This is a genomic window from Glaciecola sp. G7-5, assembly GCF_055808975.1.
Genome location: NZ_CM147892.1, coordinates 259,285 through 285,020 on the forward strand (window position 1 = coordinate 259,285; position 25,736 = coordinate 285,020).

Sequence of the window (25,736 nt, forward strand, 5' to 3'; positions counted from 1 at the left end):
AAATAGACATGAACTTAGGCATCTTTGCGATAAAAAATCGCTTGATCACCATGATAGTCATACTTGCCTCCTTATATGGTGGCTGGTTTGCTTATGAAAACATGCCTCGTTTCGAGGACCCCGAATTCACGATTCGAACCGCAGTTGTTATTACTCAGTATCCGGGTGCTACACCCGAAGAGGTAGCAAATGAGATCACTGAACCATTAGAAACAGCTATCCAACAGTTACAAGAAGTTGACTCCATTGTATCGACCTCGTCAGCTGGGCTATCTCGTATAAATGTCGACATCAAATATGAATTTTCTCCCACCAAAGCCTCTTTACAGTCTATTTGGTCGAAACTAAGAAATAAGATTCAGGATGCCCAATCAAGCTTGCCGTCGAATGCCTATGAATCGATCGTTAATGACGACTTCGGTGACGTTTACGGTGTTTATTTTTTACTGACTGGCGATGGCTATTCTTATAAAGAGTTAGAAGAGTATGCTAAACAATTACGCACAAATGTGCTTGCGGTTGATGGCGTTGCCAAAGTGTCTTTATCTGGATTGCAGCGGGAAGCAATTTATGTCGAGATATCAAGAGAACGCGCGGCTATCTTAGGGTTATCCGTCAATAATATTGTCCAAGACTTAAGCCAACAAAATGCTGTCACCTCGGCGGGTAATTTAAAAGCGGGGAATCGGCGTCTGATCATCCAACCTTCAGGCTCAATTGACTCTGTAGAAGATATCAAGAACACGGTGGTGTCTACTGATAGTGGAACCCTTGTTTACCTGCGCGATGTTGCAACCGTTAAGCGCGAGTATGTTACGCCGTTAAGTGATGAAATTCGATACAACGGAAAACCGGCAATCGGTTTTGGTATCTCAAACGTTACAGGTGCGAATGTTGTTGCAATGGGCAATGCAATAGACCAAAAACTGCTTGAAGTAGAAAATCAAAGACCGATTGGTATCGAAATTCATGAGTATTATCATCAAGGTAAAATAACCGATGAGGCTGTTCTTAACTTTGCTCTGAATGTTGCAGCCGCTTTGGCAATCGTGCTTGTAACGCTGTTTTTCTTCATGGGGCTGAAGTCTGCACTGATTATAGGTGCAGTATTGCTCATTACTATCGCTGCCACACTTGGCACCATGTATTTAATCGACATTCCCATGCACCGGATTTCGTTAGGTGCTTTGATCATAGCATTAGGCATGCTGGTAGATAATGCAATCGTTGTGACCGAAGGAATATTGGTTGGCACGCAAAAAGGCGAAGACAAGCATGCGGTTACCAAGAAAATTATTGAACGCTCCATATGGCCTCTGCTAGGCGGCACCTTAGTTGGCATCATCGCATTCGCGCCTATCGGTTTGGCTCCGGGACAAACGGCCGAATACACAGGGCACTTATTTTGGGTGGTAATGATTTCGTTAATGTACAGCTGGATTTTTGCTATAACGGTTGTGCCTTTCCTTGGTGACTTGCTATTTAAACAAGCGCCGCCAGGATCTAAATTAGCCGCTGAAGGCAAATTAATGGCGAAATATAAGTCATTTATGCGTGTAATGCTGGCAAAACGTTGGTTGCCCATCGGTGTCACAATCGCGTTATTTTTGACAGCCGTGTGGGGTTTCCAGTTTGTGAAGTCAGGGTTTTTCCCTGCGTCAACAACACCGCAAATCGTGGTTGACTATTGGTTACCTGAAGGTACCGACATCTCTCAGACAAAATCCGATATGTTGCAAATAGAGGATACTTTGCGAGAGCTAGACGGTATTGAGGCAGTACAAACTCTTATCGGTCAGGGTGCGAATCGGTTTATGCTGGTTTACAGTCCTGAGAGTAATAACTCTTCTTATGGCCAATTCTTATTAAAGGTTGAAAGTTATGAGGCGATTGCAGGGTTAGTACCGGTTATTCAAGCTTCCCTAGACAGCAATTACCCCGATGCTCAAGCTAAAGTCTGGCAGTTCCAATTAGGCCCAGGTGGCGGTTCAAAAATAGAAGCGGAATTTAGCGGTTCGGACCCTAAAGTACTGCGCCGATTAGCGGACGAAGCAAAAGCAATAATGCGCGCGGACGGGCGAACCATTTCGATTAAAGATGATTGGCGACAACCGGTAAGCATTATTGAGCCGGTGTACTCTTCCGCTCAAGGGCGTCGCTTAGGTATTTCCCGCGAAGATTTGTCCAAAGGTTTACAACAAAATTTCTCTGGAACATCTGTCGGTGTCTATCGAGAAGGTGATTCAATGATCCCAATTATTGCACGGGCACCTGAGTCAGAGAGGGTTGATCCTAATTCAATCGGACAAGTTCAAATCATCTCACCGGCGACGGGTGCTGCAGTCCCGGTTAATCAAGTTGTTGAAAGTATCAACACTATATGGCGCGACTCACTGCTAAAACGAGAAGACCGAGTGTGGCGAATCAAAGCACAGGCAGACCCTATTGCCGGTGACTTAGCGTCTGATTTGTTTTTACGTCTCAAGCCTCAAATCGAAGCGATGGAGTTACCACCTGGGTACACACTGAGTTGGGGGGGCGAGCAAGGTGACAGCTCAGAAGCGAACGAAGATTTAGCGAGTACTTTGCCTCTAGGCTTGTTGGCAATGGTATTGACCGTGGTGATTTTATTCAACGCACTGAGGCAACCCTTGGTGATTTGGTTAGTTGTGCCACTCGCGCTTATTGGTGTGGTATTCGGTTTAGTTGTGACTGGCACACCTATGGAGTTTATGGCCATCTTAGGCTTATTGTCCCTATCAGGATTATTAATTAAAAATGCGATCGTGCTTGTTGACCAAATGGATGTAGAAATAGCGGAAGGGAAAGCACGATTCGATGCTGTAGTCGATTCAGCCGCGAGCAGAGTACGCCCTGTGATGATGGGAGCGTTGACAACTGTGTTAGGTGTCATTCCACTATTTGCAGACGCCTTCTTTAAGTCTATGGCCGTTGTACTCGTTTTTGGGTTAACTTTCGCGACCATATTGACCTTAGTAGTAGTACCTGCCCTATATGCAGTGTTCTTCAAAATCAAAAATGACGAAAGAGAGGCCTAATTATGCTGCAATTGAATAACAACAAAAAAGCCATCAGAACTGCGGTGATTTTAGGCCTAACATCGTTAGCGCTAGCCGGGTGCGGAAGCACTGGTCAAGACAACTCCGCGGCGGCTAAAACTGCTGTGACTCAGAAAGTAGGCGAACTTCCTGCTCAGTGGACTGGTATACAGCAGCGACTTGGTACAGTCGAAGCCGGTTGGTTAGCACAATTAAATGACGACTTATTGACTCGATTGGTAAATGAAGCACTACAAAATAATTTGAATTTGCAAGCCGCAGCGGCAAGCGTAAACGCCTCGAGAGCTTTGGCTGATCAAGCCGCTTCAGCGCTATCACCTCAATTAGGCTTAAGCGCCGGCGCATCTGATGGAGGGGCGTTGGAAAGTCGCTCGCGTGGCGGTTTTAATGCAGCATTACAAGCAAGCTGGGAAGTCGATTTATGGGGCAAAATTGAAGCCGGAACACTGGCTGCCCAAGAAAGTCTAGCCGCAGCAGAAGCAGAGTATGTTTTCTCTCAGTATTCTTTAGCTGCAGGCGTTGCCAGAGCTTACTTTGTTGCCATTGAGGCACAACAACAGCTAGCTATCGCGCAACAAACTTACGATGCAATCGAACAAACCACTAAAATTGTTGGTGTTCAGTTCAATAATGGCGTTGCTTCACAACAAGACGTATCACTTTCCAACGCTGAGCTAGCCAGTGCTGATGACGCATTAATAACCGCGCGGGGCGCACAACGCGATGCAACACGTGCTCTAGAACTGTTACTTGGTCGATATCCCAGCGCTGAGCTATCGGTGGCAAAATCCTTACCTAGTGCCCCGACCAGTGTACCGGTTGGTTTGCCTTCTGAGTTGCTAGAACGTAGACCAGACCTTATTGCTGCAGAGAGACAAGTCGCAGCTGCATTTAACAGCTTAGATCAAGCCAAAGCCGCAAAACTTCCCAGCTTATCATTGTCTTCAAATATAGGCGGCTCGTCGAATGACCTAAGCCGCTTGCTGAACCCTGCGAACCTTGCATGGCAAGCACTAGGCAGTATTGCTGCTCCTTTGATTGACGGCGGGCGTCTAGACGCTGCCGTGGATTCGGCAACAGCGGATCAAACAGCAGCTATAGCGAGCTATGCACAAACTGCGCTAGAGGCTTTTGCAGATGTTGAAACTGCACTCGATCAGGGGTCGATTTTGAGTCAACGTCAAGTTGCACTTAAGCGATCACTAAGCGAAGCGGAAAATGCACTTAGAATTGCAAATTTGCAATTTGATGAAGGCGAAATAGCATTGTTGGATGTTCTGCAAATTCAACAAAGAGTGTTTAGCGCTAGACGCAACGTATTATCGATCGATCGTGCTCAATTGAGTCAATTTGTTGATTTAAACCTAGCGCTTGGTGGAAGCTGGCAGTAGCCGCTTTACTGTAGTAGCTCGCACCTGATGTGGAACTAAGGTTTTATGATTGTCGAGGTACTCTAACCGAAGGCGATGAGCGAATTGCGGGCGGTCACTTTCAATCTAAATATATACGGCTCTCGGGAGTCGATTTTTAAACTGCTGGCGGCGCATCAGCTAGCTGGCTGACTCGTGAAATAATCCTCCAGATACCATCAGTCTCCTTAATCCATATGTCTGTAACCTTGTAGTGCGGGGGCAATTTACCCACACCTTCACGTTGCCAATCGAGCGACCAAGTCGCTTGAGCAGTGGCAACATTGTCAACAACCTCAGCGCGAACAGACGTAACTTCAACCGAAGTTGTACTCATGCCAGTCATCCCAAGGTAAGCCGCTTTATCGATTGGAGGAGCGTCTGAATAGGTACGGATCAGTCGAAAGTCTGAGTGCATGAGCGTATCAACCGCATTCATATTTCCAGCGACCAAAGCCTGAGCCCAAGCAGTTTCTTGTATAACGATTAAATCCTTTTCGCCATCTGAATCGACTGCGTAAGAGAGTTGAACAACTAAAACTAGAGATAACATGCAAAGATGGCGTTTCATAACGATTGTCTTCAATTGTTTAGGGTTAAATATAGCAGTAAGCATCACAATAGCCATTTAATCGGCTCATAATAACTAGTGTTCATTAAGTAAGGACTGATGCAGATTGATCATAAAGTTGAGCGGTACGCGAGCGCCCAAATAGTTAACCTATCTAGTATTCATCCAATCTAGAGAACATTGTTTAGTGATATCCCAACCCCGACTCTGGTTTGATGATGGTTGTAATCGATTAGACTCTCACCATAGCCATTGAACGCGGTTGCGTATCCTCGCAATTTTCCGTAAAGGGGAAAGCTGAGTGATAATTCAGCTGCTCCTCGACTGGTTGAGAAGTTCTGTCGGCCAAGAAAGCCAAACTCTAGATCGTTATATTTATATACCATCCCCAATTCGAAATTACCCATATAGTCTTTAATATCTGGGTTGTCGTCTCCATTGGGATCAAACTCAAACTCTTTTTCGTCTTCAGATAAGCGGTACCAAGGCCTAAACGAAAGTGCAAAATCGTTTTTTTCATAAATAAAGTTGGCGTAGACTCGATTCCAACTTCGAGATAAGTCCTGTGCTCTACCATTTGATTGATGTTCAATACCTAACATAACAGCAGTATTACCGCCAAATGGCTGCCATGAAGTTGGCGCTAAATAAAAAAGCTCTGGCTGATAATTTGTTTCTCTAAATGGTTTTGATATGCCGCTAGCGTAGATTTGCCACCATGCTTGCAATGTGAAGCCCACATACAAACCATCACCTTCTACCAGCATATCGCCAGTATTCAGTGGCACCTTTAAGCTGAGTTGGAACTTAGCTTCATTGTCTTCAAGATTATCTTCATTGCCGTCTAAAGTACGATACGCTTCTTTATTAATACCACTACTTGTAATAACGGGTAAAACATAATTGGGTCTATGTGGCGTAATAACCCAACTTGAAAACTGTGTTGATCTTTCCTCTTCCAATCGCTTAGTGACTAAACCATCGTTTGACTTCGGCTTTACCTCTACATTCTTCGTTTCAATCGCCTGCGTGCATTGCTCCCGAATCTGCTTAAGCGTTAACGTTTCAGCTCCATTGAGGGCTTTTTCGGTGACACAGGTATTAAAATTGTTCTCTGCGGCGTTAGCAGAAACAGATAAAAGCGAAAAGCATGCTATCGACAACAGTACGGTATGTTTATTCATCAGAAAATTTTCCTACTTTCTAGTAACTCAGTTCACTTTTTACCGTGAGCGATATTCAGGGCGTTTGTGAATCCAACAGCCCAATTATCAAATGCAGCTTTGACATCACTGGTCGTCGATAATGGGTTCCCATTAAACATATAACTACCTCTGCTCCCCTCAAGCACAACGGCATTAACTTGATTGCTCATGGAGTCTGAGAGTATCGCTTCTACGGTAACTTCCCCTACACTTGTGGATAATCCTGGAACCACTAACATTGAAACGTTTGTTGCTGCGGTAGGAATTTTCATATCAGTAATGATAAAGGCAATAATCATGGTTTCTTTAGACGCTTCGGTCACCAATTGATAGCCGCTTTTGTTTAATTCTGTCGCCATTACATTTTCAAAATATTGTTGCATTTCAGTTAAGTCCTCAACTGAAACCGCTTTGATATTCGGATTAGCGTCATTAATTGCGATCGGCATCATCATAAACTGCGTGTAATTTTCAAGCGTGGGGGCATCAGGTCTAACGTAGACTAAGGTTGGTAAATATTCAGGTTGCAATACCATGCCATCCACATCCACACTTAATTGCGCAGAATCAACTTGATTGCTAACTTGAGCACAACCACTAACAAATGCAAGGCTCATTGCCGCGACTGTGAAACTGCGACCTATGCTATTAAATATTTTCATTTTGCATTTCCTATAGATTGTATCGATTGAATCATATGGCTTATCGTTTAAAGCGCCTTAAGTCAGGGTAAATGAACCAACGTTCAGTTTACTGTATCAGACTTCAAATGATCATAGAATTTTTTTAAATGGGCCTTATTACCAAGAGCAAAACTAAGATAGGTGTTTTGAAGAAAATATGAAATGAGTTGTCGTCAAGATAAGTAAGTGAACTGAACTGTAGTACTGAAATTCGAAATGAGATTTGTGGAAGTTCTTGCCTCAACATATTGCATGCTCAAGCTTTCGCATGTTTTGTAACTTATGCACCAAAGTCAAAATCTCGTTGGATGGTGTAGTCGTCAATCACTGAGGTTTGTACGGGTTCGAAAACCGACGGGGCTCGACAAGTATTGGCGGTAATCAGAGAGTCTAATTTGTCTAAATGCATTATTATTTTGTAAATGGTCGCTGGGTCGGTAATACAAGCGATAATTTTGACGTTGGTCTTTTCACAAGACTCACACTCGGTAATGTCGATGTTGAACACGCGTTTAAGTCTTTGCGCCCACGACATGCTGCGGGCGTGGTAGGGTTTATCTGAATCTTTCAGATGTTCTGCTAAACGAGGGCTGTTCTTACCACGTTGTGAGGCCGTGACCTCCGCACGTAAATTGCTGTTTGGCGCAAACACCCCATAAAACCGAGTAAGGTTGAGTCTAGGCGGTGGCACCAAGGCTGCCAGTTTACTTATGAAATCAATCGGTGAAAAAAATACATGTGTAGTTCCGTCTGTATAGGGTGTCTTAAGTTCATACCTGACGTTGCCAGTGGTTGTCAGGCTTAAGCGTTTTTCACTCACCGCTGGCCTTGCGATATAGCGACAAAGCCTCTCTAGTTTGTCTGCTTGATCTGCGTCTGCGAATATTCCCTCGACACGAAGTGGCTGCATGTAGGCTAAATCCAGCTATTTTTGCTAGGTGTCCATAGTTGTCGTAATCTTTGGCTGGCAATGTTTGTAGACTGAATACTTTTTTACCAGCATCCTTGCTTACGGCAATACGGTAGTTGACCGATGATGCTTGAAGTTGCGGCAAACTATCTTCATCATCAATCGGTAAGTTTAGAAAGGTGTTGTCTATGTCGCGTTGGATCAGTCCTGCTTTTTCTAGATATTTTGCGATGCGATGACTGACGGTGTTAACTACCCGCTCCATATCACTATGGCTGGGAGCTTTGACTTGATTGAATTCGGGTTGACCTTGCGTTTGTGTGATGACGCCTTCGAGAAATAGCATATGGAAGTGGATGTTGAGATTCAGTGCACTACCAAATCGTTGAATATAAGTCACAGCCCCTGTCTTAGCTTGTTTTTTTAGATAACCTGCGCGGTTTATGATATCCGTTGAGATAGCGCGGTGAATGATTTGCATCACTTTGCTGAGTTCTTTTGGATACCTAGCGAGTAATAAACGCAGAGGGATAGGTAAACTAACAGGATAACCTTGTAAAACATCATCCACCAACAGTTTCGCACTCTCTGCCATACGTCTAGCGCCACAGCTTGGGCAGAAACCTCTCTTTTACAACTAAAAGCGACCAGTTTCTGATGCTTGCAGTCATCGCATACTACGCGCAAAAATCCGTGTTCAAGGCGACCGCACTTAAGAAATTCATCAAATTCCTTTTCAACATGATATGGCAATGATTTACCTTGATGTGACAGCATTTCTTTAAATTCTGGGTACTGTCGCTCAACAAGTTGATACAGTAATGTCTGCTCGGGACGGTGACGTCGATAGGAATGAGTGGGAGATACTAGCAATGGCGCCCGTACCAGTAATTTTTTGCATAGTTTGCAGAAATCTTGAATACTTCGCTACTGGACTTGTTGCCGAAATTTGGCTGGCTTTGAGTGCCTGGTTTAAAACAGATCTCGCCTCTTGTCTGTCGCTCGCAACTATTGCGCCAAGGTCCGCTCGTACAATGCCGACTCTTAAACTCCAGTTTCCAACCAACTGAGTCTTATTATTGCTTGGTAGAGATACTGATTACAAACTTAGAATGCAAATGGCCTTTCTGAGTAATAGGTTTTTACCAATCTACTTACCTAGACATCCAATTGACAAACCTCTGAGCCCATGGAGGTATCTCTTCTGGCTTTATGCGACCTGAGTGTTTTGATTTAGGGTGGTGGATACCGGAAAAATCGGATTGATCAAATTTTTCCATAAATATGTTAGTTGGCCAACCCAACGACTTTTTCATGATCCCCTGTAATATTCGACTCATATTATCTGACAACCATCCACTGAAACCTATTCTTAACATCATTGTCGAGAGTTTTGCTGCACCGTCGGAAGTATCTATCTCAAGTAACGTTATTGGACTACCTTTATACTCTACCTCTATTAAATTCATACATCTTGGGTTATGCGTATCTTCCAACATATGCAGGTCTTTTCTGCTGTTGTCTCGCTTTGGTAGCTTGAAAATTTCACGAGTGACGATTCTGCATTGGTGATGTGTTTCCAAACATTTTATGGCGTCTGAGAATGACTTGAACTTCGACAAATATAGATGAGTATCATCTGTCTGGTCATCTAAGTTGTTCCAAGCACCACCAGGAAGATCACCCGTTTCTTCCTTTTCGTTGGCACTTAGGTTCTTATCTAGCACTTCTTTATCGCCGTTACCGATTATATTGTTGACGGGCTTAAGCTTCTTAGGAACTCGGTTGGTAATAAATGGCGTCTTAAAACTGGTTTTAACCGAATCAGAGATTAGCGCCATAGTGGCTTTATCGGTATCCGACAGCTCATCATCATTCAACTCATATTGCTCTGGGGCCTCTCCTTTAGAACCGTTACCTTTTACTGGCTTGCCTCCTACCTTACGTTCATATTTTGGGTGCACAAAGTCGACTTCACCTTTGACCTCAGAGGGTAGCTCCTTGATTCCATGAATTTCCCACACGAAAAACGTTCCGGAATCACGGTCATCCCAACCTGTCATTTCTAGCTCTACTCCACCTAATGAAGGAGGAGTAAAGGAAAAATCCCAGTGATCGTAATTTCCCTTTCGGATTTGATTAAGCAATAAACTGGCACTGATGCTTTCAAACGACTGCCGTGCATCTGAGTCCATTAAAACCCAGCTCAGAAAGCGCCTGTTATCATCTCCGTTGAAATAATGTACTGGATACTCTGCTCCTTCACGGACATAAATGGTTTGCCTATCATTGTTTAAGTCTATAAAGAAGTCCTCGGCCAAAGCGTTATGCTGCAAACTTAATCTAGCTAAGAAGGGGTCATGAAAGAAAAGTACTCTGGCCAATTCTAGCTGAGGAATATAAATCTTCCTGTCAGCAGCATCCGCGACAAAGCAAAACTGAGCGTGGTCTCGTCCTCTGGGAGCTTTGTTATATGCAGGGCAGTCGTCGAGTTTAGCTAACTGCCAATGATGTGCATTTTCAATCGTCAGGTGACGGTGTAAACCCAACTTTTTATTACCACTCGTCGAGTTTAATATTCTCCGTCGAACAAGAATGGGCGCGGCGCTGAATTGAACACTCTTGGAAGGTTTGTTCGAAAAGTCGAGATTTATCGCCCACAACTTATTATTAACGCCTCGAAATAACGAACCAATTGCACTTATTTTCGAGTCATCTTCAATGTGCTTATATTTTGCATTGTTTGCCATCCCTGACAATCTCCCCTAAGAACTCTTTTACAACTTTTGACATGCGCACTTCACTCAAGCCTGACTTTCTAAGCAATACCCATTCTTTTATCATCGTATTGCTTTCGATAAATGAGATATAGGCTCGAGTCAGACGCCTTATCTGATACTCATCAACAGATTCAGTGTATCTTTTTAAAATGGCGGTACAGCGCGGCAAACGGCATAAATTCTTCTCTATTGTCGCGCTATTATTTAATTGATGTACCAAAAATGTCTGTGTTAACCGAGGCACAGACAAGTCATTCTCTACCCTCCGAACAAAGTCGAGTAATGCTCTGGCAGCCACACTATCACGTGCAGACCACTCGACACGGCGATTCACACTCACCGGAGGCAACTTATGTTTTTTATCTACATTGACTAACCAGTCATGGTTGTTTCTATACAGGCGAGCATATAGTGCAGGCTGTGCATTTCTTGCACTCTTTGGCCCATATTCAAGCACGAGTGACAGCCATTTATTCTGATCTACCGTCAGCGTGTTAATTTCGGCTATTATCTTTGCCTTCTTTTTTCGCACCTCTCATTTATATTTAAAGCTCTCTCGAGCGCCTGTACTGTCGACATTTGGCCTTGAGATAAGGATCGTATGGCCGTTATATGTTCTGCAAAACTAAACGCCTTACGGTGCTTTCGACAAATACTTCTTAACCACGAGGTATCACTTGTGGAGGGGAGCAGGTTCTTCTTTTTCAACCAGTCTTTACCCCAATACGAAATGAATTGGCTTCGTATGAGCTGATGATCGATTCGCTTACCGTTTCGAAAGTTATTTGCAAACGCCAAATTACGATAAAAGGATGTCCATTGTTGATAACTAGGCGAGCTTTTTACGAACGAATCAAATAACTGATAAACCAATTCACTAAAGCGCTTGCTTGATTCTGTTTCTGGATGACTACCAACAATTTTGCTTTGTAAGACCGAAACATAGGCATGTCGATGCTCACCATTTTTCCTTATATCGGTCTCAGATAGCGCCCCATGAATAGGACAACAATCGACTACGGGGACTTGCCATCGCCTATCCCAAAAGGCTTCACCATATTCTTGCTCATGCTGCTGAAGACAGCAGTGGCACATCAGCATTACCCTCTTAGCGAGAACTCTCGATGCTACGATTCCAGACGCTAAATGCGCAGCTCCTTGCGATCTATCACACATCCATTCTTCAACCGACTTCCTTCGGTCATTCGGCAGAAAAGGGGCATAGATCGGCCAAAGAGTATGCTTTTCTATTAGATCCAATGCAGATAAGCTCAACGATTTTGGATACTGATCAGCAATACGCCCGACATGGCTGGGCAAATCTACCGTGGCAATAACTTTTTTATTTGCAAACACCGAGTTTAATAGCTGTTTCGGTGATGTCTCTCCTTCATGGACCCCAGTCCTAGCAATGACGCTATACAACAGCTCATTAGGGTAAGGGGTAGGAAATCCAAGCATTAAAAACCTGCTGCCCAGTCTTCCAAGTTAAAAAACATCCCCCTTCTGTCCAAGGTTTCATGAAGATCTTTATTCTCTGTATCGCAAAGATCGAATAGATAGCGCAAGTCTTCGCTTTCCAAGTCACACCAATCTTTTCTCTTCATAGACTTCTGAGCGATAGGAGGCTCATCCTGTTCGCATTCTGAATACCATTTAATCAGAATAGGGAGCATTTCTTTAAACTGAGCGTTTGGGTACTGTTTAAATACCTTATTTACCAAAGGTACCAAGAGCTTTTCATCATAATTTTCATCGAGTTGAAGCATCAAATTATACAAATGAAGAGCTTCATTATTACCGCCAAAGAGGCCCTGTTCCTCTTTTTGACGCGAGGCGATAATCTGGTTTCCGATTTCTATAAGGCGCTTTTCGATATCCAAGCCACGCAGGTCTGAATATTTTACGATTAGCTCAGCATTTCCAGAACGAAGCGCATCAAGCATCGGCTGGACTGGCTTAAGTTCCTGCTCATAAACTGACTTCATTATCCCTTCGGTTATTCTTTCTTTTTTATTCGCAATAGCTCGAAGCTGAGAGAGTACAAACAGCTTGACGACGATATCGAGTACTCCCTGTGAAAGGTCGAACCAGCAATCTCTAATTTCGTTAGTGAGAGGATCATCCGCATGTTTCAGCCACTGGTATTTCCACAAATCATTGGTAAACCGAATCCAATTTGGATTATCAACTAGACCTTTGCCTGCCTTATCTATCTTCTGCGGAATAGTTTCCCAATAAATAGATCCTATCCCCGAACTCCGTCGACCGGATTGCATCTCAAGTTCGAGGATCGGTCGTGCTTTTGGCGTACCCACAAGCACTACTGGAATACCGACCTGATTCACCAGTTCTACAAAAAACTCCAACATGTGTCCTTTGCCACCCGACCGCACTTGACTCAAGCGTTGGATTTCATCAATAACTAAAACACCTATAGCCCGGTTGTTAGCTGTTTGACGCATCAAGGCTAACATTTTCGGCAAAGACAAACGCTGCTTCGCGTACCGCCTCTCATAATCAGACCCAAGAATGTTATCCACACCGCTGAAAAAATTAAGGCATAGGCTTTCCAGATCACCATTGCTTGGGCATTCGATTTTGAGGTATGTAGTTTGAATAAAATTGCGTGCCTCGTGAAAAATAACTTGAGGGTAAGTTTCTAGTATTCGATTTAAGGAGCTGCTTTTACCGCTTCCGGATATACCAATCAGTGACATACTCCGGGCAGTAGTTTTTTCAGTAGCAAAATTTACTGGCTGCGTTCCATCAGATTTAATTAGCTCATAACCCTCCTGCAGTTTTCTATTCAATGAGCCATCATTTAAATTTCTACCGACATATCCTCTGCGTATCATCATGCTGATACGCTCCTCTAAAAGGACATGCTGCGACAAGGGTTGAAAGTAATCATCCAGCAGAGAAACCACCATATGCATTCTAGCTTTGGCATCGGCATTTCTGTCCGAGGGCTTGTAAAGAATTCTTCCTTTTAAGTTTGTACCAGCTTGTTTGACCGAGAGTATTGGCGGTAGCGCCTCGATAAATGGATTATCGCCGTATTGCGGTACACCCGTGTCATTGTATTCAGCAACTACGTAATTTTTTGGAAGATTCACTAGTCATCCCCACCATCGAATAGTTCGTCTTCATAATCAGGATATTCATCATCGTCGGAACTCTCGCGCAGACTGATAATCTTAGCTGACGGCGTTGAAGAAGTTGTTGAAGCCCTTCTGTGGGTTCTCTCGGTTTCTAACTGGGCTGCACGAGCTTTACTTACTCCGGCCATTCTCTCCGTGTTGGTTTTGGAAGACCTTGGTGTATCTTTGACTGCCGAACTAATTATATTTTCTATTCGCTCTTCGTGGGCAGCTCTCGTTTTGTCAGCAGCTAGTCTCTGTTTGGAAAGTTCTTTTTTCTGTTCATCTTGCTTGCGCCAAACCTGCCAAAAGGAGCAGTTTCGGTACTCTCGTGACAAGTCAGTGAGTTTGCACACCCAATAATCTCGGCTATTTGGTTTATATAAAAGGTAAATTTTATCAGCAACATTAGGGTCATATGCAACTACCACTTTCTCAGGCCTGTTAGAAGATTTTGTCCGATGTAACCAGCCTGACGACAGCACTTCTGGAGAAGAGTAATACAAACCAAATAAACACACGCCCTTTTCTGAGGTTGTCGCATGCTCTCTAGGTAAGAGTGCAACTCGAAGGTTTTCCTCATCGCCTTTTCTGAGCCGACCTGTGCGGTTTTGTAAGCCCCACTTCCATAAATGAATTGGGACATTTGGTAGATCTGTAGGCATGTCTTCACTTCGATCATACTTTTCCATAGGGTCGACAAAGTTGTGCATGATAATCGAGGAAATAAGAATTTCAGTGAACTCCGAAATTGTTAGCTTTCCATCCAGCCAATAGTTTTTACCTCCGCGTTTTTTTACGGTCGTTCCTGAAACAACGCCTGGAGCATATGGTTTAAACTCTGCCTGCAAAGAACGAAAATTCCTTTCTACAATTCCCTTGGCATCTCCGCGATAAGGAGGTGTGTTTTCAATTCTCACGAAAAAAGCTTCTTCAAGCCCCTCAATCTGATGCCCTAACAGTTCACCTCGATCAGCAAGAATTGATTCAGGTAGACCTGATGAAGGCCAGTCCATTTCGCAGCACTCAATTCCTAGCGAAGAAAATAGATCGCTCTTATCTGTCATAGCAACATGAAGAGACTGAATCGCCGCTACATAGGATGGATTTTCAAAGCCTATATACCAACCAACTACAAAACGGGAAAAAACATCAATGACAATATATAAGATTGGTCTACCCGCTGGCTGTGTTCGGTCATTATCATCAACCAGGATAATATCTGCGATGGTTGCGTCTATTTCATAGCGCGCCCCTGGGCCAAAGGCTTGCATGGTCGCTGTGCTGGTTAATGGTCTGATATCTTTTTTATAGTGTTGAGTGGGCGTTTTCTTAATTATTTTTTCTTCAAAACCGTATTCCCGATCGTAGAAGTACTTCAACTGCCATTTGGTCGGCTTTTCTGATTCAGGGGTGTTTGGAAAGAGTTGGTCATATAATCGTTTTAATCGACGATGCGCAAAGGGGAGTGAAAATTCGTTCTCTTTTAACAAGTACTTATCGATTACAATGCGGAAAAGCTTTTCGGTTGCTTCATCGATGATCGCCCCCACACCTTCCATATGAACTCTTGGTCGACCCAGTTTTTTGTCTTTTGCCTGACGGCGTTTACCTTTTCCTCCTGAATTAGGATAATCAGGCAAGAGTGCATTTGGTATCTGGCCGCGCTTCCAATATTGCCTTGCAATGCGGTACAGGTAGGGTTTAGAAATGTCTTCTACTTCAAGTATCGACTTGAATACTTTCGAACGTATCTTTGGTATGTAAAAAAGTGGCTCTTCGATTAAAGGTTGCAGCATTTTGAAGTTTCTATCGCGAATTGCTGCTGCTTTTGAGCCCGGTTCGGGCGCTTCCTGTTGTAAATAAGCAAAGGGATCTCTTTCCCGTATTAGCTTTTCATCGAGAACCAACTGCTCTAAAGAATCTAGAGATTCGAGGGAAGGAAAGGCGTTTTTGTCATCCAGGGCAATCCATACAATATCTTTCCCAGCTATTTTGAGAACTCTGAATAACTCATCATCAAGGCAAAGAACTTCATTAACCTGATACATGCAATACCTCTACTACCGTATCAAAAGATTCTGACAGCAAATCACTGCAACGAAGCTTGCTGTAAGGAATGGAAATATCAAAATGGAAATACCGTCGTGCAAGCAAAAGGCGCAACTGAAACAAACTTTCCCCCAATTCAAGACGGTAAGCGATGTCTATTTTTTTGCAGATATCAATGACTGTTAGTTGAAAGTTTTCAGCAATTTGCTTTGAATAGAAATTAAAGTATTGTGATTCATCATCTAAGCTCAATTCCTGGCTTTGAAGACTATAAAGCCATTCAATGTTCTTGAAGACTACGGCTGGTATTTCTTTTTCAGTCACGAGATACCAAGGAGTGTTCTTTTTTCGCCAAAAACGGCGCTCAATTTCTAGCTTCTCTACAGTTCTCGCATCCCTAAGCGCTGAGCTGTCTTTAACCTGTACGGCAAATAACGCCTTGTCTTTTTCTTTAGAGTTAACAACAAAGTCTGTACTCATAAATTGTGGTACGCCATTAATGGCAGGGTGCAGTATTCCTGTTTCGTTACAAAGTTGCTTTGTAATCGTAATATCTAAAGGAAATTGTTCTCTGATATCGAGCGTTGACGTTCTCCATTGCAATAGCAGAAAAGTTGCTAGCTCTAAATCAGATAGAAGATGATGGGTTCGTTGGGTTAGATGGCCAAAAACACGATGAGACCGACCTTCGGATGGAACATCTCTTACACTAAGCCAGGGTTTATATTCAGAACCTACACCTTGCCCGCGCCGTTGCTTAATCCAGCGAGCATTTTTAGCTTCAGTATTCCAATATCTCTTTTTGGCCATAAAAAAACCATCTGAGCTAGTCTGAATTCAGATTAGCTCAGATGGTTTTAGTAAACAACTCTATTACTCAGTTATCTACTTTATTACTATGTAAACAACTTTATTACTCATCCACAACACGAAGGGCAGCAAGCTACCCCATCACTCCACCGTTACCGATTTCGCCAAGTTACGAGGTTGGTCAACATCAGTTCCCTTAATCAAGGCAACATAATACGATAGCAACTGCAGTGGAATCGTGTAAACGATGGGGGCCACTGATTCCATGCAATGGGGAACTTGCACCACGCGCATGGTTTCGTCGCTTTCGAATTGAGCTTCTTTGTCAGCAAAGACATACATTATGCCGCCGCGGGCGCGTACTTCTTCTACGTTCGACTTAAGCTTTTCAAGTAATTCGTTGTTAGGGGCAACTACGATTACTGGCATTTCTGCGTCAATAAGGGCTAGTGGACCGTGTTTTAGTTCGCCCGATGCGTAGGCTTCAGCGTGAATGTAGGATATTTCTTTAAGTTTAAGGGCCCCTTCCATTGCAATAGGGTATTGGTCACCGCGGCCTAAAAATAGGCTGTGCTGTTTGTCTGAAAACTCTTCGGCTAAGTCTTCAATTTCACCGGCTAGCAATAGGGTTTCTTCTAACTTTGATGGCAAACTTACCAGTGCGTCAACAATATTGGTAATGACGGTAGCGTCCATATTCTTGTGCTTTCCAATATTCACTACCAGCATTAAAAATGCCGCCAACTGCGTGGTAAAGGCTTTGGTAGACGCTACGCCAATTTCAGCGCCAGCGCGGGTCAAAAAGCTTAATGCAGATTCACGCACTAATGACGAACCATCAACATTACAAATACTCAAGCTAGACATATAACCAATTTCTTTTGCAAGCTTAAGCGCCGCTAGGGTATCAGCAGTTTCTCCCGACTGTGAAATTGTTACCAGTAAGCTGTTCGCTGGCACGTACGAATGGCGGTATCTAAATTCAGAGGCAATCTCAACATCGCACTGCACGTTGGCATATTGCTCAAGCCAGTACTTTGCGGTAACACCCGCGTGATAACTAGTGCCGCAGGCAATAATTTTTACGTATTCGGTTTTCTTGAAAATTTCATCAGCGCCTTCACCAAATATACCTGGCATTACGCCTTCGCTGCTTACTCTGCCTTTCAGGGCATTGCGCAGTACATGCGGTTGTTCATGAATTTCTTTGAGCATGTAATGGCGGTAGCCGCCTTTATCGCCTGCGTCGTGCTCAACCGTGCTTTCTACGATTTCGCGTTCAACTACATCACCGTTTTTATCAACAATGGTCACGCTGGTGCGCGTGATTTCAGCGACATCGCCTTCTTCTAAGAAGATAAATCTGCGTGTCACTGGCAATAGTGCCATTTGATCTGAAGCCAAGAAGTTCTCGCCAATACCTAATCCGATAACTAATGGGCTACCTGATCTTGCAACAACGAGCTTGTTCGGTGTGGTTTTATCCATAACCACCGTCCCGTAGGCTCCCTCAAAGGTTTTTACCGCCGCTTGCACAGCGCTGAATAAATCGTCATTGCTTTGCATATAAAGGGCAATACTGTGCGCAATTGTTTCGGTGTCGGTATCAGAAACAAAGGTATAGCCTTTGCTGCTTAGCATCTCGCGCAGGTTTTTATGATTTTCAATAATACCGTTATGAACAACGGCAAAGCGTTCTTCGCTCGCGTGTGGATGAGCATTTGCTTCGGTAACGCCGCCGTGAGTGGCCCAGCGGGTATGCGCAATACCGGTGCTTCCTAAGCCGTTGGTGTCGTTTATGGCATTGGCAAGCTCAATCACCTTGCCTGTACGGCGCACAACCGACAACTGGTTATTATTACGTGTGTCAACTAAGGCAACACCCGCTGAATCGTAACCACGATATTCAAGGCGCTTTAAACCTTCCAATAAAATTTGTACTACATTGCGCTCGGCAACTGCTCCTACTATTCCACACATAGTATTGGGATTCCTTAGTTTTGTTTAGTTGGTTTTTGCCAACCAGAAATATTCTTTTGCTTACTGCGCGCAATCGACAACTGGTCATTTTCTACATTTTTTGTAATGGTACTGCCTGCGCCTACCGTTGCCCCATTACTAATAACAACCGGAGCAACTAGTGATGAATTTGAGCCGATAAAGGCACCATCGCCGATTTGCGTTTTTGACTTATTAACGCCGTCATAGTTACAGGTAATCGTACCGGCGCCAATATTGGCATTTTCACCTATTTCAGCATCGCCTATATAACTTAAGTGATTTACTTTTGAGCCCTTGCCAATGACCGATTTTTTAATTTCAACAAAATTACCCACTTTTGCGCCTTGGTGTAAGTCAGCACCCGGACGTAAGCGAGCATAAGGCCCAATATTACAATCACTAGCAACAGAGGCATTTTCAAGTAAAGAATATGCTTCTATATTAGTGTTATCGCCCACATGACAATTTCTTAAAATACAATTTGCACCTATACGCACATTATTGCCAAGGGTCACTTCACCTTCAAAAATCGCATTTGCGTCAATAAACACGTCTTCGCCTATACTTAGCTTGCCGCGAATGTCTAAACGATTTGGGTCGGCTAATGACGCTCCTTGCAGCATTAACTCGGTGGCAGCGCGCAACTGATATGCACGTTCTAGTGATGCTAGCTGCGCACGGTTATTTACACCTTCAACTTCACGATGCCATTGCGGCTGAGCGGCGCTAATGCGCTTGCCTTCTTTAGCCGCCATTTCAATCACATCAGTCAGATAATATTCATTTTGCGCGTTGTCGCTAGAAAGGTTACCTAGCCAGCGTTTTAAATCGGCTCCTTGCATCACCATCATACCGGTATTTATTTCGGTGATGCGTAGCTGTTCTTCTGTAGCGTCTTTATGTTCAACAATGGCCGTTATATTGTCATTGTTGCTAGCGTCACGCACAATACGTCCCATGCCAGTTGGGTCAATCAAATTAACGGTCAACAGGGCAAGGTCGGCGTCTTTTTTGGCGGCAACTAAATTGGAAAGGGTTTCAGATGAAATTAGCGGCGCATCACCGACCACAATAAGTACATCGTCACTATCGTTTATGTTGTCGATAGCCTGCATCACCGCATGGCCAGTGCCTAATTGCTCAGCTTGTAGGCACCAATTGACCTTATGGTGGGCTAGTTCGCTTTTGAGTAAATCACCACCGTGACCGTATACAAGGTTAATGTTTTCACAACCTAAGGCGTAAACATTGTCGATGATATGCTCTACCATTGGTTTATGTGCAATCTTATGCAAAACTTTAGGTAGGCTAGATTTCATTCTAGTTCCCTTCCCTGCGGCTAAAATGATAACTGACAATGACATACTTAATCCTTGAAAACTGAAAGCGCGAATTGTACAAAAAGTTGCTGCTCTTGTCAGTATAAATTGCGCTACGGGTGTATAGCTATAGTTGCCCTAGCGGCTTCGGTTTGTGTATCACTTCAAAACAGCACTGCGGCGTTTACGCGAAAATCTTGCGAATATATTGGTTGCTAGCATAACGCCTAGTAGCACTAAAGCGCCGCCCACGAGCTCTTTTGATGATAAGCTTTCGTTCAAAATAATATAGCCCCACAGCACGCCAAATAGGGGAACCAAATAACCTACAGTAAGCGCGCGTGACGCGCCAATTTTCGCAATCAGGTCAAAATACAATACATAGGCCAAGCCTGTGCAAACAAACGCTAAGACTAAGGCACTCGAAATAGCCCCCATGCTTGGGGTTGCCTCGGGTAAATTCATTAACGCCAGTGGCAACAAAACAATTGCTGCAAAAAACTGGCTGCCACCGGCAATTGCAAATGACCTAACATGGCTAAGTTTTTGTTTGAGATAACTAGCCACAATGCCGTAGCAAAGTGTCGCCAATAATATTGCTATAACCGGCACTACACTGGCGTTTGCATTCGTGGTTTGTTCGTAGCTAATCAATACTACCCCGGCAAAACCAAGCAGTACCCCAACAAGGCCCCACCAACCAATAGTTTCTTTAAGGTATAAATAAGCAACCAGCATACCAAACATAGGCGCGGTGCCGTTTAAAATTGCAGCAAGTCCAGCTTCAATATGCAAAAGACTATAGTTAAACAAACAAAAAGGAATAGCAGTATTTAATAGCCCAACCACCAGCAAGGGTTGCCAGTTTTGATAAAGCTCTTGTTGTTGGCGCTTTATGTAAACCAAGGGAAGAAGTAACAAAGTAGCGCCTACTGCGCGTATTTCTACAAGTGCGAAAATACCAATCTCGGGCGCAGCCCATTTGATCAGCATAAACGAAGCGCCCCAAATAGCCCCTAAAAATAGTAGTTCAGCGAAATCTTGGATTCTCAATAGTGTATCTCAGTTATGACTGCTCTAAATCGAGCAAAAAAGTTTTACGGTTAAGCCCACCCGCATAGCCGGTTAAACTTCCGTTACTGCCAATTATACGGTGGCATGGTATCACAATGGCTATCGGGTTTTTGCCGTTTGCCGCCCCAACCGCGCGGCAAGCCTTAGGGTTTTGGATCGCGCTTGCAATATCCAAATAGCTCGCGGTTTTGCCGTAGTCGATAGCCAAAAGCTGCTGCCAAACCTTAAGCTGGAATGCTGTTCCTTGCGGCGCTAAAGGTAAGTCGAATTGCTGCAATTTACCAGCTAAATAATCCTGCATTTGGTGTTTTGCTTCGGTGGTGATTGCGTTTTCGTTTTCACTAATAGGGTTTTCAAAAAAACCGACTTTGGTCACGGCCGAAGCGTTCGCATACATGCGAATATAACCTTGTTCTGTCTTTATTTGACTTACATACTCTGGCGCATCAGCTTTTTTGCACTCAAGTAATATAGAGGCATTTGCCAATGGTTTGGATGAATTAATAGGCTTGGCGTGACTCATTTCGCTAGACTCCATAAATTTAAAGTTAAATAACTGCGCCAAGGGGCAGCGAGTTCAGGCTTTAATGGCCCCCTTAGCTGATTAAGTTTGGCAAGTTGTTGCTTTATCACCAAATCACTATCAAGCCAAATATCGGTCTCGCCCACTGCGCGAAGTCCAATGTAGTTAACTGTCCATGGGCCTATTCCTTTGATCCCAATAAGGCTGTTATGATTCTCTTCAGTGTTTGCTGCACTAGCAGTGCTTTGTAGAGTCGTTTTACGATCATAGTACTTGGCTAGCTCAATTAGCGTTTGTCGCCGAGCGGCGGGCATTTTCAAAAATAGTAAGTCACTGTTGGCAACTTCACTTGGGCATGCAAATCCACATTCTAAACTTTCATGACCCTGCGCCTTTGCAAAGTGCGCATGCAGTTGATTGACTTTGTTAACCGCGGCGGCCACCGACACCTGCTGACCTAATATTGCCCTGCAGCCCGCCTCAAACTCACTTGCCACGCCAGGTATCCGCAGTCCCGGGACTATTTGTTCATCGCGTAACCCAGCCGATTTAAGTGCGCGCTCAATACATTGGGGATTGGCATCGAGATCGAGCATGCGCCTGACAGTAGCAATAATGCCTAAGGTATGTCGAGAATGTGCTGCGTTAAAGGACAAACAAAAAGCGTTTTTATTGGCTAAGAATTCAACATCTATCTTTATATTAATTGCATCTTGCTGTTTGTTAGTGCTTACTTCGTCCGCTTCAATCCTTAGTATTTTTTGAAGTCGATTTTTACCAATGATTTCATTCCCATGGATTTGTCGCTTCGCGAAAAAGTCGCGTACTTGTGGCCAATTATACGGTGGCCTATAGGCGAGTAATAAGTGCACAGTTTCAGACAATGCATCTTTGGGTAAAATGTGTTGATCACTATCATTGCTCTTACGTAACTGCGAAGGTGTTAAACGCAGGTAGGTTTTCACGTGTTGCTGTAATTGACGAGCACTTGGAAAACCAACCGACTCGGCAACATTTTCAATAGGTAACCGCGTTTGTTGTAACAATTGCTTCGCCATAAGAACTTGTTGGTAAATGCGATATCGCTTAGCCGACATCTGCATATGATCTTGAAAGAGCTTATTCAAATAACGCGTTGTTATTCCCAAGTTCGAGGCGACAGACTCGATACTTAGGTCGAGCTTTTGAGTCAATAACTTAACTGCGCGTACAACCGTTGTATTAACACCTTGCCATGCACAAGAGTGGGGAGCGCTGTCGGGTCGACAGCGCAAACATGGGCGATAGCCTTGATTTAAAGCTTGCTGGGCACTGTCACTGTATTCGACGTTTCTCTCAAGTGGCATGCGTACTTTGCAGGTATTTCGACAAAATATTCTAGTCGTTTTAACTAAAACAAAAAATAGCCCATCAAATCGCGGATCGCGACTTAGTCTTGCTTGTTCACATACTTGTTGAGTTAACATGTTTTGCCAATAAATGATAAACTTGGGTAAATAGTACACCTACTTTTAATAAAAACACGTTGTTTTCGGAACTTATAGTCAATCCGAGAGACCAATGCAGTGGCAACAAAACTAAGTTGGAATATGACTTCATTTTTAAATAAACATGCTCAGTTCTTTAAGCCTCTGCGCCAGATGCGCACGGTATTATTGCTCATCTTAAGTTTGTGCGTGAGCAATTCGTGGGCGCAAGCTGATAACAACAAGTGGGTTAAAGAATACGTTAATACGATTGTAAAAGAAGCGCAGAAGTACAACATCCCAGGCTTTGCTGTTGTTATAGTGCAAAAGGGGCAACCCGCGCAATTTAAATATTACGGCGTAACTGAGCGTGGTGGCAATGCTATTAATGAAGACACTAAGTTTCGCTTGGCGTCAGTGTCCAAAACCTTTACCGCTACATTAGTGGCTAAGCAAAATGGCGAGAACATTCTAAACTGGCAGTCGCCTTTGTCACAACTGACCCCAGCTTATACTATTGATAACTATCAAGAAAAACCTATTTTATTACGCCATGTAATAGGCCAGTCCGCGGGCTTTATGCCCAACGCCTACGACAATCTTATTGAAGCCGACTATGAACGTCCACGCGTGTTAAATGAACTTGGCAAACTAAGCAGTATTTGTAAACCCGGCTATTGTTACACCTATCAAAACGCGCTGTTTGGAATTTTAGAAGAATATTATCAAACACAAAACTCATCTTATTCAGATGAACTAAACAAGCATTTGTTTTCGCCTTTAAAAATGTCGTCGACGGTAGGACGAGAGGCACTTGAAAAATCAGGAAACTGGGCAAAACCTCATGCTGCGCTCTCTCGTACTAAATGGCGACAAGTAAAAGTAAAAGATGACTATTATCGCTTCTCTCCTGCTGCAGGCATTAATGCTAGCATAAAGGATATGGAAATTTGGCTACGAGCCATGTTGCTTGAATATCCTGAGGTCGTAAATGCCACCATGATAAGCCAAATGACTCAGCCACGCGTACAAACCAAAAACGAATTACGTCGCCGTGAATGGCGCAAGCATCTTATTACAGCCCATTATGGTTTAGGGTGGCGAGTATATAATTTTAAAGGCATCAAACTTAACTACCATGGTGGTTGGGTGCAAGGCTATCGCGCAGACGTGGCATTTTCGCCTACGTTGGAAACCGGTATAGCAATATTGATGAATGCCGAAAGTAATATGATCAACACCATTAGCGCAAAGTTTTGGGAGCAAGCAGTTATCAACCAAAGCCCACAAAATTAACGCAACAAGCCCGCCAACAACAGTAAAATTAGTCATAAACTGTCATTAACAAAATACTTTGCGTATAAAAATTAGCGCTTAAGTGTTTTTATCGACAACAATAGCCACAAACTCACTTGTATACTCTGTCTCATGAAAACTATCGTGTTTTAAATACTGCAAATTTTTTGTGAGGATTTAGTATTGATGCAACCCAGTCCGTTTGACTTAATAAGCCCAAATAGCGCCACCCAACAAAGTGTCGCGCAAAAAACGAATCAAGCGTTACTACAGCAACTTTTCGGGCATACGTTTAAAATCGCCGTTGGCAATACCTTAGCCAGCATGTTAATTGTGTTTTGGTTGGCAGGGGTAGCTGATTTAAAAGAGCTGAGTCTTTGGTTAGGTGCAGTGTGCTTTGTATCCTGCCTTAGGCTTTTCTTGTATAGCGCCTACAAACGTTATAGCGATGATGAAAACACGCATTTGTGGTTGCACGTGTGGGTGGGTTGTTCAGCGATAATGGGGGTATTTACGCGCTGGCGTTTGTTTACTTCACCCCCTTTGACCAACCTGAATACATCGTATCAATGGGCTTATTTGCAGTTGCGTTAAGCTCAGGCTCGGTCATGGTATACGGCGCTAGCGCATATGCTGTAATAAGTTTTTTATTTCCCATCATGGCTGTCCCGGCTTATTTTCTGATTAGTTACGGCGGCGAAAGTGGCTTGTTAACCGCGCTTACCATGGGCTTGTATTCTATGACCGTTCTTGCTTTGGTCGATAATATTAGCAAGGCCTTTAATAAGTCGATATTGCTAGGCTTACAACATCAACAAGAGCGTGATAAGCGTACAATGATAGAGCAACAACTTGCCGAGTTAAATCGCCGAGATGGTTTAACCGGTGTGTTTAATCGCCGTTATTTCGAAGAAACTCTTGAGGCAGAAATTGGCAGAGCGCACCGTAATCACCAACCATTATGCATCATCATGTTTGATGTAGATTACTTTAAAGAATATAACGATTTTTATGGGCATGTGGCGGGTGACACTTGTTTGACAAACCTTGCTGAAATAGCGCACTCTTTAGCAAGTAGAAAGGGCGATTTGGTTGCGCGTTATGGGGGTGAAGAATTCGCAATTATTTTACCCAATATTGACATTAAAGGTGCTATTGCTTTTGCCACTAAGCTACAACACGAAATACAAAATAAACGCTTCCCGCACGCTGCCACTAAACTAACTACCTTGAAAAGCGTCACTATTAGCCTTGGTGTTACAAACTTAATGCCCTTTACCAGAGCTAAACCCATTGATTTAATCAAACATGCTGAAACCGCACTTTATGAAGCTAAGCGCCAAGGCCGTAACCGTGTACATTTCAATGAAAATAACGGCCTTAATCAAAGTGCGTCGCTATAACAGTAGTAATA

General features: G+C 43.6%; 19 protein-coding genes and 1 pseudogene. 5 read left to right on the plus strand and 15 right to left on the minus strand.

Annotated elements, in window-relative coordinates:
* Positions 1-8: 8 nt before the first annotated feature.
* Together AC0L6H_RS01090 and AC0L6H_RS01095 are read left to right on the plus strand one after the other, a co-directional pair.
* The gene (locus tag AC0L6H_RS01090) at positions 9-3,059 is read left to right on the plus strand and encodes an efflux RND transporter permease subunit (protein ID WP_473392041.1); all 3,051 of its coding nucleotides are present in this window, start codon (positions 9-11) and stop codon (positions 3,057-3,059) included.
* A 2-nt stretch (positions 3,060-3,061) separates the two neighbouring features.
* Positions 3,062-4,471, plus strand: coding sequence for an efflux transporter outer membrane subunit (locus tag AC0L6H_RS01095; RefSeq protein WP_311362141.1), 1,410 nt, complete (start codon positions 3,062-3,064; stop codon positions 4,469-4,471).
* 136 nt (positions 4,472-4,607) lie between these two features.
* On the opposite strand, the gene AC0L6H_RS01100 is transcribed toward AC0L6H_RS01095, so the two are convergent.
* From AC0L6H_RS01100 to AC0L6H_RS01170, 15 genes and pseudogenes are all read right to left on the minus strand, one after another.
* On the minus strand, positions 4,608-5,042 hold the full coding sequence (locus AC0L6H_RS01100; protein WP_473392042.1) for a nuclear transport factor 2 family protein: 435 nt from the start codon (positions 5,040-5,042) through the stop codon (positions 4,608-4,610).
* Between the two features lie 188 nt (positions 5,043-5,230).
* A complete protein-coding gene (locus tag AC0L6H_RS01105) occupies positions 5,231-6,244 on the minus strand; it encodes a phospholipase A (RefSeq protein ID WP_311362139.1) in 1,014 nt (337 codons plus the stop codon).
* A gap of 32 nt (positions 6,245-6,276) precedes the next feature.
* A complete protein-coding gene (locus AC0L6H_RS01110) occupies positions 6,277-6,927 on the minus strand; it encodes a DUF3313 family protein (RefSeq protein WP_311362138.1) in 651 nt (216 codons plus the stop codon).
* A gap of 301 nt (positions 6,928-7,228) precedes the next feature.
* Positions 7,229-8,746: pseudogene (locus AC0L6H_RS01115) on the minus strand (transposase).
* A gap of 266 nt (positions 8,747-9,012) precedes the next feature.
* Entirely contained in the window at positions 9,013-10,608 is a 1,596-nt protein-coding gene (locus tag AC0L6H_RS01120; protein ID WP_311362134.1) for a Tn7-like element transposition protein TnsE, read from the minus strand.
* Entirely contained in the window at positions 10,586-11,170 is a 585-nt protein-coding gene (locus tag AC0L6H_RS01125) for a TnsD family Tn7-like transposition protein (RefSeq protein WP_473392043.1), read from the minus strand. The genes AC0L6H_RS01120 and AC0L6H_RS01125 overlap by 23 nt, the downstream gene beginning before the upstream one ends.
* Complete coding sequence (locus AC0L6H_RS01130; RefSeq protein ID WP_473392044.1) at positions 11,146-12,099, minus strand: TniQ family protein; 954 nt, start codon at positions 12,097-12,099, stop codon at positions 11,146-11,148. Before AC0L6H_RS01130 ends, AC0L6H_RS01125 begins: the two co-directional genes overlap by 25 nt.
* Positions 12,099-13,757 (minus strand): AAA family ATPase, encoded by a 1,659-nt coding sequence (locus tag AC0L6H_RS01135; protein ID WP_473392046.1) that lies wholly within the window; start codon positions 13,755-13,757, stop codon positions 12,099-12,101. The genes AC0L6H_RS01130 and AC0L6H_RS01135 overlap by 1 nt, the downstream gene beginning before the upstream one ends.
* Positions 13,757-15,832 carry a Mu transposase C-terminal domain-containing protein gene (locus AC0L6H_RS01140; protein WP_311362131.1) on the minus strand — a complete coding sequence of 692 codons (2,076 nt, stop codon included), beginning with the start codon at positions 15,830-15,832 and terminating at the stop codon, positions 13,757-13,759. Before AC0L6H_RS01140 ends, AC0L6H_RS01135 begins: the two co-directional genes overlap by 1 nt.
* Positions 15,819-16,643: a TnsA endonuclease C-terminal domain-containing protein gene (locus AC0L6H_RS01145; protein ID WP_311362130.1), complete on the minus strand. Its 825-nt coding sequence runs from the start codon at positions 16,641-16,643 to the stop codon at positions 15,819-15,821. Before AC0L6H_RS01145 ends, AC0L6H_RS01140 begins: the two co-directional genes overlap by 14 nt.
* 141 nt (positions 16,644-16,784) lie before the next feature.
* Entirely contained in the window at positions 16,785-18,623 is a 1,839-nt protein-coding gene (glmS, locus tag AC0L6H_RS01150; RefSeq protein ID WP_473392048.1) for a glutamine--fructose-6-phosphate transaminase (isomerizing), read from the minus strand.
* A gap of 14 nt (positions 18,624-18,637) precedes the next feature.
* A complete protein-coding gene (gene glmU / locus AC0L6H_RS01155; protein ID WP_473392049.1) occupies positions 18,638-20,008 on the minus strand; it encodes a bifunctional UDP-N-acetylglucosamine diphosphorylase/glucosamine-1-phosphate N-acetyltransferase GlmU in 1,371 nt (456 codons plus the stop codon).
* A gap of 114 nt (positions 20,009-20,122) precedes the next feature.
* Positions 20,123-21,016: a DMT family transporter gene (locus AC0L6H_RS01160; RefSeq protein WP_473392051.1), complete on the minus strand. Its 894-nt coding sequence runs from the start codon at positions 21,014-21,016 to the stop codon at positions 20,123-20,125.
* Between the two features lie 13 nt (positions 21,017-21,029).
* The gene (locus tag AC0L6H_RS01165; protein ID WP_473394442.1) at positions 21,030-21,434 is read right to left on the minus strand and encodes a methylated-DNA--[protein]-cysteine S-methyltransferase; all 405 of its coding nucleotides are present in this window, start codon (positions 21,432-21,434) and stop codon (positions 21,030-21,032) included.
* A gap of 122 nt (positions 21,435-21,556) precedes the next feature.
* Complete coding sequence (locus AC0L6H_RS01170) at positions 21,557-23,026, minus strand: DNA-3-methyladenine glycosylase 2 family protein (RefSeq protein WP_473392052.1); 1,470 nt, start codon at positions 23,024-23,026, stop codon at positions 21,557-21,559.
* Between the two features lie 174 nt (positions 23,027-23,200).
* On the opposite strand from AC0L6H_RS01170, the gene AC0L6H_RS01175 reads away from it, so the two are divergent.
* From AC0L6H_RS01175 to AC0L6H_RS01185, 3 genes are all read left to right on the plus strand, one after another.
* Positions 23,201-24,322: a serine hydrolase domain-containing protein gene (locus AC0L6H_RS01175; RefSeq protein ID WP_473394443.1), complete on the plus strand. Its 1,122-nt coding sequence runs from the start codon at positions 23,201-23,203 to the stop codon at positions 24,320-24,322.
* A gap of 186 nt (positions 24,323-24,508) precedes the next feature.
* Positions 24,509-24,916: a hypothetical protein gene (locus AC0L6H_RS01180; RefSeq protein ID WP_473392053.1), complete on the plus strand. Its 408-nt coding sequence runs from the start codon at positions 24,509-24,511 to the stop codon at positions 24,914-24,916.
* A complete protein-coding gene (locus tag AC0L6H_RS01185; RefSeq protein WP_473392055.1) occupies positions 24,892-25,725 on the plus strand; it encodes a GGDEF domain-containing protein in 834 nt (277 codons plus the stop codon). Before AC0L6H_RS01180 ends, AC0L6H_RS01185 begins: the two co-directional genes overlap by 25 nt.
* Positions 25,726-25,736 lie beyond the last annotated feature (11 nt).